Genomic DNA, 7,761 nt, shown 5'->3' on the forward strand with positions numbered 1-7,761 from the left:
GAAATGGCGGCGCTTGCCCCGCAAACAACACACAGCATATGGGCGACATCACGCGCCGATGCGAACGCTATTGATCGATAGCGTAGGCCGCCATCAACGTAACCTTGATATCGATCGGTGCGGGCGACAGGTCGACACGGATGGGTGCCGCCGGTGCCGGAGGTGGCGGAGGCGGTGGCACGGAGGACGCACCGGTCGGTGCGCTGTCGGGCATCGCGATCACGACTTCGCGGTAATTGCTGTCCTGAACCCGCAGCAACCGGCCCAGCTTCTGCCCCGATCCTTCCGCGATCAGCTGCGCCTGCGCCCTGGCCCCGGCCAGTGCGGCGCGCATCGCCTTTTGCCGAACGGGCTCGGAGTCGCTGAGCCAGTAATTCTGAAGTCGGGCCTGCAATCCCCCGAGGCGACCAATCACGCCGATCAGCGTTCCTGCGTCACCGATCCGCGCAGTGTTGACGATCACCTGCATGGTCGCGACATAGCCCTGGATCGCGCAAGCGCCGGTCGACAGCTGGACCTGGCCATAGCCGCTATTGCATTCGCGCGACCGTACGGGCTCGATCGCGAGATCGGAGGTGTGAAGCTCCATCGCACCGCGCACGACCTGCTCCGCGCCGGCGCGAATCGCCTTGGCCTGATCGCGCAGCTTCGTCGTCGCCTCGTCCGACGTGGCCCCCTCCCCCCGGACAGTATAGGCGATGGTCGCCCGATCGGGCGCGGCCAGCGCGGTGCCGGTCGCGGATACGAATATCTGCGACGGGGAGGATGTCTGCGCCGTCGCCGCCGTGGCGGCTAGCGCGAAGCCCATAGCCAGAATCCATGCCTTCACCGTCATTCTCCCCTCACACGATCCCGAACGGCACCAGATGATTGTCCTGGGTGTGCCCCACTCTGGCCCGTCCCAGATAGGGCACGCCCATCTCGGTGCACCAGCGCTGAATCATGAACTCCAGCGTCTCGCCCCATTCGGGTTCGTTGGGCTGCACGTTGCTGACCGCGCCCAGCCGGACGCCCGCCACGCCCTTCAACTGGGTGGCGTTGGCCATGGTGAACAGCATCCGGTCGACGGCATAGAGATGCTCGGACACCTCCTCGACGATCAGGACATGGTCGGTCAGATCGGGGAGCCAGGGCGTGCCGATCAGCGCCGACAGGATCGACAGGTTGAACGCCGCCGCCGGACGCCCATCGAGCCCGGGCTCCAGCCCCTGCCGGTCGCCGCTCACCAGCCAGCCGAGCGAGCGCGCCACCGTCACGTCGCCCTGCTGACGGCGGATATCGCTCGCCATCGGTCCATGCACCGGCCGCCCGATCCGCCGGGCATAGAGCGCGGCCAGCACGAAGCCGAGGTCGGAATAGCCGATATAGGTCTTGTGCCCCGCCGCCGCGTTCAGGTTCGGCATGACCCGCGACAGGATGCGGTTCGATCCATAGCCGCCGCGCAGGAACCAGATGGCATCGATGCCCGGATCGTTGGCGAACTCTAGAAAGGCCGACGCGCGACGCTCGTCGCTCCCGGCGAAATGCCCGTCCTGCTCATAGCATTGCGGGTGGAAGATCAGGTCGACACCCGGATAGGCGATGGCGGCAAAGGCACCGACCGGCGCTTCGGCGGCGGGGTTGCCGATGCTGGCGGGGGCGAGGATTCCGATCTTCATTTCAGCGCGTCCCCTTGGAGCCCCATCCGGCCGGGCATTGCCCTGTGCCGCCAACTCGCCGATAGCGTGGCGCCATGACCAACGGCAATTCCTGTTTTCTGGTGGGTATCGGCGGATCGGGGATGATGCCGCTGGCGATGATCCTGCGCGCGCGTGGGCAGACCGTAGCCGGTTCCGACCGGGGGCTCGACCAGGGGCGCGTCGCGGCCAAGTTCGATGCGCTGCGTGCAGCGGGCATCTCCCTCTACCCGCAGGACGGGTCGGGCGTGGTGTCTCCCGACCAGCTCGTCATCGCCTCCGCCGCCGTCGAGGAGACGGTGCCCGATATCATCGCGGCCAACCGACTGGGCTGTCCGCGTGCCACCCGCGCGCAGATGCTCGCCAGCCTGTTCAACGAGAGCACGCTGCCGATCGGCGTGGCGGGGACCAGTGGCAAGTCGACCGTCACCGGCATGATCGCCTTCATCCTGCACGAAACGGGGCGCGATCCGACCGCGATGAACGGCGCGGTGATGAAGGATTTCGTCTCGCCCGACAGCCCCTTTGCCAGCGCCCTGGTCGGCGGCGGCGAGGCGTTCGTCAGCGAGGTGGACGAAAGCGACGGCTCGATCGCGCTCTACAACCCAGCCATCGCGGTGCTGAACAATGTCAGCCTGGATCACAAGTCGCTGGAGGAATTGCGCGACCTGTTCGGCGGGTTCGCCGCCCGGGCGCGGCACGTCGTGGCGAATGCGGGCGATGCCGAGACGGCGGCCTTGCTGGCCGACATCCCCAACCTGACCACCTTCGCGGTGGAGGGCGCGGCCGATCTGGTCGCCGAGGCGCTGAAGCCTGAGCCCTTTGCCATCAGCTTCGACCTGATCACCGGCGGCGCGGGCTATCATGTCCGCCTGTCGGTGCCGGGCCGCCACAATGTTTCCAACGCGCTGGCCGCGATCGGCGCGAGCGTGGCAGCGGGCGTGCCGCTGATCGACGCGATCCGGGCGGTCGAGCGCTTCACCGGCCTGAAGCGCCGGTTCGAGAAGGTCGGCGAGGCGGGCGGCGTCACCGTCATCGACGATTTCGGCCACAACCCCGACAAGATCGCCGCCACGCTCGACACGCTCCATGCGTTTCCCGGACGCTTGCTGATCCTGTTCCAGCCGCACGGCTACGGCCCGCTGAAGGTCATGCGCCGCGAGCTGGTCGACAGCATCGCCGCGCGCATGCGGGCGGGCGACGTGCTGGCCATCCCCGACCCCGCCTATTTCGGCGGCACCGTCGCGCGCGAAGTGACCAGCGCCGACATCGCCGCCGACCTCCGCGGGCGCGGGGTCGACGCCCACCATATCGCCGACCGTGCCGAAGCGGCGGCGATGCTGGTAGCGGAAGCCCGATCGGGCGACCGCATCGTGGTGATGGGCGCGCGCGACGACACGCTCAGCCTGCTGGCCCAGGATATGGTGGAGCAACTCGCCGCAACGTAAAGGACGCTTGACGTAAAGCGAACTTTCCATGTAAAGCCTCCTTCACATCGAAGGAGGTTCGTCATGTCCCTGCGCCCCGAAATGAAGCGTTACACCTATCGCTTGCTTCTGACCTTCTGCCTGTATGCCGTCGCGCTGGTGGGAGCGAACATGTGGTTCCGCCATGCGCCGCCAACGGGCTTGCTCGCTTATGTCGTCGCGCTGTTGCCTGCGCTGCCGATCATCGGGGTGTTCGCGGTCATAGCCCGGCTGCTGATCGAGATGCGCGACGAATATGTACGGATGCTGCTGGTCCGCCAGTCTTTGGTGGCGACCGGCTTCATGCTGTCGGTCGTAACCGCCTGGGGCTTTCTGGAGGATTTCAGCCTCGCTCCGCATATGCAGAGCTATTATGCCACCGTGCTGTGGTTCGGCGGACTGGGCCTGGGTGGATGCCTGAACGCCTTTCTCGAAGGGCAAGCGGCGCGATGAACAATCATCTCCGCATGCTACGCGCGGAGCGCGGCTGGAGCCAGCAGGACCTAGCCGAGCGGCTGGAGGTCAGCCGCCAGAGCGTGAACGCGATCGAGACGGGGCGCTACGATCCCTCGCTCCCCCTCGCGTTTAAAATCGCCGAGCTGTTCGCGTTGGCGATCGAGGACATCTTCGTCAGCCCGTCCAAAGGCTGATTTGGCCAATCCCCATCGCCATGATAGGATCATGCCTCGGCCATAGGAGAGCGTCCGTCATGTTCCGTCGCCTGTTTACCGAACATCCCGAAAGCGTCGGCGAAAGCTATGTCGAGCATTTCGGCGTCGCGGCTCGGTTCGGGGGAATCATGATCGTCGGCGGGCTGGGCGCGATCGTCCATGCGGTGGTGCCGGGGCTTTGTACCACGACGGGCAGCGACACGGTGGCGCGGCTCCATGCCGAGATGGTGGCGAAGCGGCGCAAGAAGCAGGCCGCGCAGGCTCAGATGAAGAGCGTCGAATATGTGATCTAAAGGGCGACACACTTTCTCCGCCCCTCCGCTTGGCCTGAGCGGCGGGGGGTGCGTTCGGGTTTCCAATCCCGCCCCCACATCCTAAATCCTTCGCATGACCGACACCCCCATCCCCCGCCCCGGCCTTGCCCATCACTGGACGCCGGGGGCCGGTCCCGCGATCGTTTTCTTGCCCGGTTATGCCTCAGACATGCAGGGGTCGAAGGCGGTGGCGCTGGAGGAATGGGCCCGCGCGCAGGGCCGCGCATTCCTGCGCTTCGACTATCGCGGCTGTGGCGAGTCGCCGGGGGCGTTCGAGGATCAGGCGCTGGCCGACTGGCGCGACGATGTGCTCACGATGCTCGACGAGGTGGTGAAGGGCCCCGCCATCCTCGTAGGCTCGTCGATGGGCGGCTGGCTGATGCTGCTCGCCGCCGCCGCACGGCCTGAACAGGTCCGGGCATTGGTCGGGATCGCGCCTGCGCCCGACTTCACCGACTGGGGCTTTTCGGAAGCCGAGAAGATGACGATCCTTCAGGCCGGGCGGCTGGAGCGGCCCAATCCGTACGGCCCCGCCCCCACCGTCTATACCCGCCGTTTCTGGCAGTCGGGCGAGGCCAACCGCCTGACCTTCGGCCCCATCGCGTTCGATGGCCCGGTACGCCTGCTGCAGGGGATGGCGGACCCCGATGTACCCTGGCACCGGACGACGCATCTGGCGCAGCTGTTCCGTTCAGCCGATGTGCAGGCTGTGTTGATCAAGGACGGCGATCACCGGCTGTCGCGCGACCCAGACATCGCGCTGCTGATCCGGGCCGTCGAGGACGTGTTGCACCACCTATGATCCTGCTCCCCCTGGCGCTGGCCGCCGCGACCCAGACCGCTCCGAAACCCGCGAGCCTGCCCAGCGACCCGCGCGAGGCGCGCTATCAGCGCTGCGTCGCCATGGCCGAGCGGACGCCCGACGCCGCGAAGATCGAGGCGGGCAAGTGGCGGCTGGCGGGCGGCGATCATTTCGCGCAGCAATGCCTGGGCATCGCCTATGCCACCGAGCGGAACTGGACGGCGGCGGCCGATGCGTTCCAACAGGCCGCCCGCGCCGCCGAGCTTGCCCATGACGTGCGCGCCGCCAATTACTGGGCGCAGGCGGGCAATGCCTGGCTGGCGGCGGGCGATGGCGCGCACGCTCGTACCGCACTCGACGCGGCGCTGGCGGCGGGCGAGCTGACCGGCTTCGCGCTGGGCGAGGCGCAGTTGGACCGCGCCCGCGCGCTGGTCGCCACCGGACAACCGGCGGCGGCGCGGATCGATCTGGACGCCGCGCTGACCAATGCGCCCGCCGATCCGCTGGCCTGGCTGCTCTCCGCGACGCTGGCGCGGCGGATGAAGGACCTGTCCCGCGCACAGAAGGACATCGCCCAGGCGCTCGCCCGATCCGCCGACGACGCCAATGTCCAGCTGGAGGCGGGCAATATCGCCGCCGTGGCGGGCGACGAGGCTGGCGCGCGCAAGGCGTGGAGCGAGGCCGCCCGGCTGGCCCCGGTCGACAGCCCGATCCGCGCAGAGACCGCCAAGGCGCTGGCCCAATTCCCTTCGCGCTGAGGCTTATCCCAGGTCAAGGTTGCAGGATCGGCTCCGGGATAGGATAGCCGTCCGATCAAAAGGTCAGGAATTCCGATGCGTTATCTCCACACCATGATCCGGGTCAGCGACCTCGATGCCAGCATCCGCTTCTTCGCGTTGCTGGGTCTGAAAGAGGTGCGGCGCGTCGACAATGAGCGGGGCCGCTTCTCGCTGATCTTCCTCGCCGCGCCCGGTGACGAAGGCCGTGCCGAAGTCGAGCTGACGCACAATTGGGACCCCGAAATCTATACCGGCGGGCGCAATTTCGGGCACCTCGCCTACCGCGTCGACGATATCTACGAGACGTGCCAGCGGCTGATGGACGCGGGCATCGTCATCAACCGTCCGCCGCGCGACGGGCATATGGCCTTCGTCAAGACGCCCGATGGCATCTCGATCGAACTGTTGCAGGACGGTGCGCTGCCCCCCGCCGAACCTTGGGTCTCGATGCCCAATGTCGGAAGCTGGTAAGAGGCGTTCCATGGAAATCGTCCGAGTCCCCGTCCTCTCCGACAATTATGCCTGGCTGATCCATCATGCGGGCCAGACCGTCGTGCTCGATCCGGGCGAAGCCGCGCCGGTCGCGGCGGCAGCCGCCGCGCGGGGGTGGACGATCGACCAGGTCTGGCTGACCCATTGGCACCCGGATCATGTCGGCGGCGCGCTGGCGTTTAAGGCGGACGGCGCGCGGGTCGCGGGTCCGGCGGCCGAGGCGGACAAGATCGAGGGGCTCGACACCCTGCTGGCCGAGGGCGACACGATCAGCGTCGGCGGGGCCACCGCCACCGTGTGGAGCGTGCCCGGCCATACGGCGGGGCACATCGCCTTCCACTTCGACGACCGGGCGACGATCTTCACCGGCGACACGCTGTTCGCCATGGGATGCGGGCGCTTGTTCGAGGGAACGGCGGCGCAGATGCACGCCAATATGCGCCGCTTCGCCGCGCTGCCCGGCGACACCCGCGTCTATTGCGGGCACGAATATACCCTGTCCAACGCGCGGTACGCCGCCGTCGCCGAGCCTGAGAATGACGCGATCGTCGCCCGACTGGCCGATGTGACGGCCATGCGCGAACAGGGCGAGCCAACCATCCCGACCACCATCGCGCTGGAACGGGCGACCAATCCCTTTCTCCGCTCGGTCGATGCGGAGGAACTGGCCGAACGGCGTGCAGCCAAGGACGCGTTCAAGGGTTAAAACCATCGCTACAGGGGCATTTTGACGGAGACGGAATGATGCGTATCGTGACGTTGGTTTCTGTTCTGATCCCCCTGGCGGCCCTGGGAGGTTGTACGCTGACCCCGGCGCAAAAGGCCCAGGTCGAACAGCGCGCCCAGACCGAGCGGGCCGATCTGGACAAGGCGCTGAGCGGCCTGACCGCCGGTCCGCCGACCCAGTGCATCAGCCAGTATCGGACGCAGCAGGTCAAATCCTATGGCCCGACCATCGTCTACACCGTGTCACCACGCCTGAAATATGTCAGCGAGACGGCGGGGGGCTGCGACAATGTCGGCGGCATGGGCAACAACATCTTCGTGACGCGCACGACCACGGGACAGCTGTGTTCGGGTGACATCGCGCAGACCGTCGACCGCACCTCCGGCTTCTTCACCGGCAGCTGCAGCTTTGGTCCGTTCATCCCCTATCAGAAAGCCCGGTGATGCGCCTTTCCCTGATGACCGCCGCCGCCCTTGGCCTGACGCTGACCCTGTCGGCGGCCAAGTCCGATCCCTTTGCCGGGCGGGTCGCCGGGCCGCCCGCCCAGTGCGTCGATACCAGCACGTCGATGTCGGGTCCGGTGATTACCGACAACGACACGATCATCATCAATGCGGGCCCGCGCCTTTGGAAGGCCAAGGTCCGCGGTCAGTGCGCGAGCATCCGTCCGTTCAACACGCTGATCGTCGAACGCTGGGGCTCGCAGCTGTGCCGCAATGACCGGTTCCGCGTGATTCAGCCGGGTATGTCGATCCCGTCGGCGTGGTGCTTCTTCGACGGGTTCGTGCCCTATGATCGGGTGAAGAAATAGGCGTGTAGGGCGGGGCTTTCCCT

Annotated in this window: 12 protein-coding genes; 10 read left to right on the forward strand and 2 right to left on the reverse strand. The window is 67.0% G+C overall.

The annotated features are described in order from the left end of the window. Positions 1–67: 67 nt before the first annotated feature. The gene (locus SSA01S_RS14710; RefSeq protein ID WP_419836539.1) at positions 68–829 is read right to left on the reverse strand and encodes an SIMPL domain-containing protein; all 762 of its coding nucleotides are present in this window, start codon (positions 827–829) and stop codon (positions 68–70) included. Positions 830–842: 13 nt separating this feature from the next. After that, the gene (locus SSA01S_RS14715; protein WP_061780962.1) at positions 843–1,658 is read right to left on the reverse strand and encodes an LD-carboxypeptidase; all 816 of its coding nucleotides are present in this window, start codon (positions 1,656–1,658) and stop codon (positions 843–845) included. Positions 1,659–1,732: 74 nt separating this feature from the next. On the opposite strand from SSA01S_RS14715, the gene SSA01S_RS14720 reads away from it, so the two are divergent. The 10 genes from SSA01S_RS14720 (at position 1,733) to SSA01S_RS14765 (ending at position 7,738) form a co-directional block, all read left to right on the forward strand. Then, entirely contained in the window at positions 1,733–3,124 is a 1,392-nt protein-coding gene (locus SSA01S_RS14720) for a UDP-N-acetylmuramate--L-alanine ligase (protein WP_061780963.1), read from the forward strand. Positions 3,125–3,187: 63 nt separating this feature from the next. Further along, positions 3,188–3,595, forward strand: a complete 408-nt coding sequence (locus SSA01S_RS14725) for a hypothetical protein (RefSeq protein WP_061780964.1) — start codon at positions 3,188–3,190, stop codon at positions 3,593–3,595. Beyond that, on the forward strand, positions 3,592–3,792 hold the full coding sequence (locus SSA01S_RS14730) for a helix-turn-helix transcriptional regulator (RefSeq protein WP_061780965.1): 201 nt from the start codon (positions 3,592–3,594) through the stop codon (positions 3,790–3,792). The genes SSA01S_RS14725 and SSA01S_RS14730 overlap by 4 nt, the downstream gene beginning before the upstream one ends. Positions 3,793–3,851: 59 nt before the next feature. Continuing rightward, positions 3,852–4,106, forward strand: a complete 255-nt coding sequence (locus tag SSA01S_RS14735) for a DUF6356 family protein (protein WP_061780966.1) — start codon at positions 3,852–3,854, stop codon at positions 4,104–4,106. A 94-nt stretch (positions 4,107–4,200) separates the two neighbouring features. Continuing rightward, complete coding sequence (locus tag SSA01S_RS14740) at positions 4,201–4,929, forward strand: alpha/beta hydrolase (protein ID WP_061780967.1); 729 nt, start codon at positions 4,201–4,203, stop codon at positions 4,927–4,929. Beyond that, positions 4,926–5,687, forward strand: a complete 762-nt coding sequence (locus tag SSA01S_RS14745; protein ID WP_061780968.1) for a tetratricopeptide repeat protein — start codon at positions 4,926–4,928, stop codon at positions 5,685–5,687. Before SSA01S_RS14740 ends, SSA01S_RS14745 begins: the two co-directional genes overlap by 4 nt. A 75-nt stretch (positions 5,688–5,762) precedes the next feature. Continuing rightward, a complete protein-coding gene (locus SSA01S_RS14750) occupies positions 5,763–6,179 on the forward strand; it encodes a VOC family protein (protein WP_061780969.1) in 417 nt (138 codons plus the stop codon). 10 nt (positions 6,180–6,189) lie between these two features. Continuing rightward, positions 6,190–6,906: a hydroxyacylglutathione hydrolase gene (gloB, locus tag SSA01S_RS14755; protein ID WP_170171458.1), complete on the forward strand. Its 717-nt coding sequence runs from the start codon at positions 6,190–6,192 to the stop codon at positions 6,904–6,906. A 35-nt stretch (positions 6,907–6,941) separates the two neighbouring features. Further along, positions 6,942–7,370, forward strand: a complete 429-nt coding sequence (locus SSA01S_RS14760; RefSeq protein WP_061780971.1) for a hypothetical protein — start codon at positions 6,942–6,944, stop codon at positions 7,368–7,370. Then, entirely contained in the window at positions 7,370–7,738 is a 369-nt protein-coding gene (locus tag SSA01S_RS14765; RefSeq protein ID WP_240954633.1) for a hypothetical protein, read from the forward strand. Before SSA01S_RS14760 ends, SSA01S_RS14765 begins: the two co-directional genes overlap by 1 nt. The last annotated feature ends 23 nt before the right edge of the window (positions 7,739–7,761 follow it).

This window comes from Sphingomonas sanguinis NBRC 13937 (assembly GCF_001591005.1).
Classification (GTDB): Bacteria; Pseudomonadota; Alphaproteobacteria; order Sphingomonadales; family Sphingomonadaceae; genus Sphingomonas; species Sphingomonas sanguinis.

What these genes read in the sequence shown, in the direction of transcription:
- SSA01S_RS14750 (WP_061780969.1), top strand. Translation starts at nt 5,763, where the DNA reads ATGCGTTATCTCCACACCATGATCCGGGTCAGCGACCTCGATGCCAGC.
- SSA01S_RS14765 (WP_240954633.1), top strand. Translation starts at nt 7,370, where the DNA reads ATGCGCCTTTCCCTGATGACCGCCGCCGCCCTTGGCCTGACGCTGACC.
- gloB (WP_170171458.1), top strand. Translation starts at nt 6,190, where the DNA reads ATGGAAATCGTCCGAGTCCCCGTCCTCTCCGACAATTATGCCTGGCTG.
- SSA01S_RS14740 (WP_061780967.1), top strand. Translation starts at nt 4,201, where the DNA reads ATGACCGACACCCCCATCCCCCGCCCCGGCCTTGCCCATCACTGGACG.
- SSA01S_RS14760 (WP_061780971.1), top strand. Translation starts at nt 6,942, where the DNA reads ATGATGCGTATCGTGACGTTGGTTTCTGTTCTGATCCCCCTGGCGGCC.
- SSA01S_RS14720 (WP_061780963.1), top strand. Translation starts at nt 1,733, where the DNA reads ATGACCAACGGCAATTCCTGTTTTCTGGTGGGTATCGGCGGATCGGGG.
- SSA01S_RS14725 (WP_061780964.1), top strand. Translation starts at nt 3,188, where the DNA reads ATGTCCCTGCGCCCCGAAATGAAGCGTTACACCTATCGCTTGCTTCTG.
- SSA01S_RS14745 (WP_061780968.1), top strand. Translation starts at nt 4,926, where the DNA reads ATGATCCTGCTCCCCCTGGCGCTGGCCGCCGCGACCCAGACCGCTCCG.
- SSA01S_RS14735 (WP_061780966.1), top strand. Translation starts at nt 3,852, where the DNA reads ATGTTCCGTCGCCTGTTTACCGAACATCCCGAAAGCGTCGGCGAAAGC.
- SSA01S_RS14730 (WP_061780965.1), top strand. Translation starts at nt 3,592, where the DNA reads ATGAACAATCATCTCCGCATGCTACGCGCGGAGCGCGGCTGGAGCCAG.
- SSA01S_RS14715 (WP_061780962.1), bottom strand. Translation starts at nt 1,658, where the DNA reads ATGAAGATCGGAATCCTCGCCCCCGCCAGCATCGGCAACCCCGCCGCC.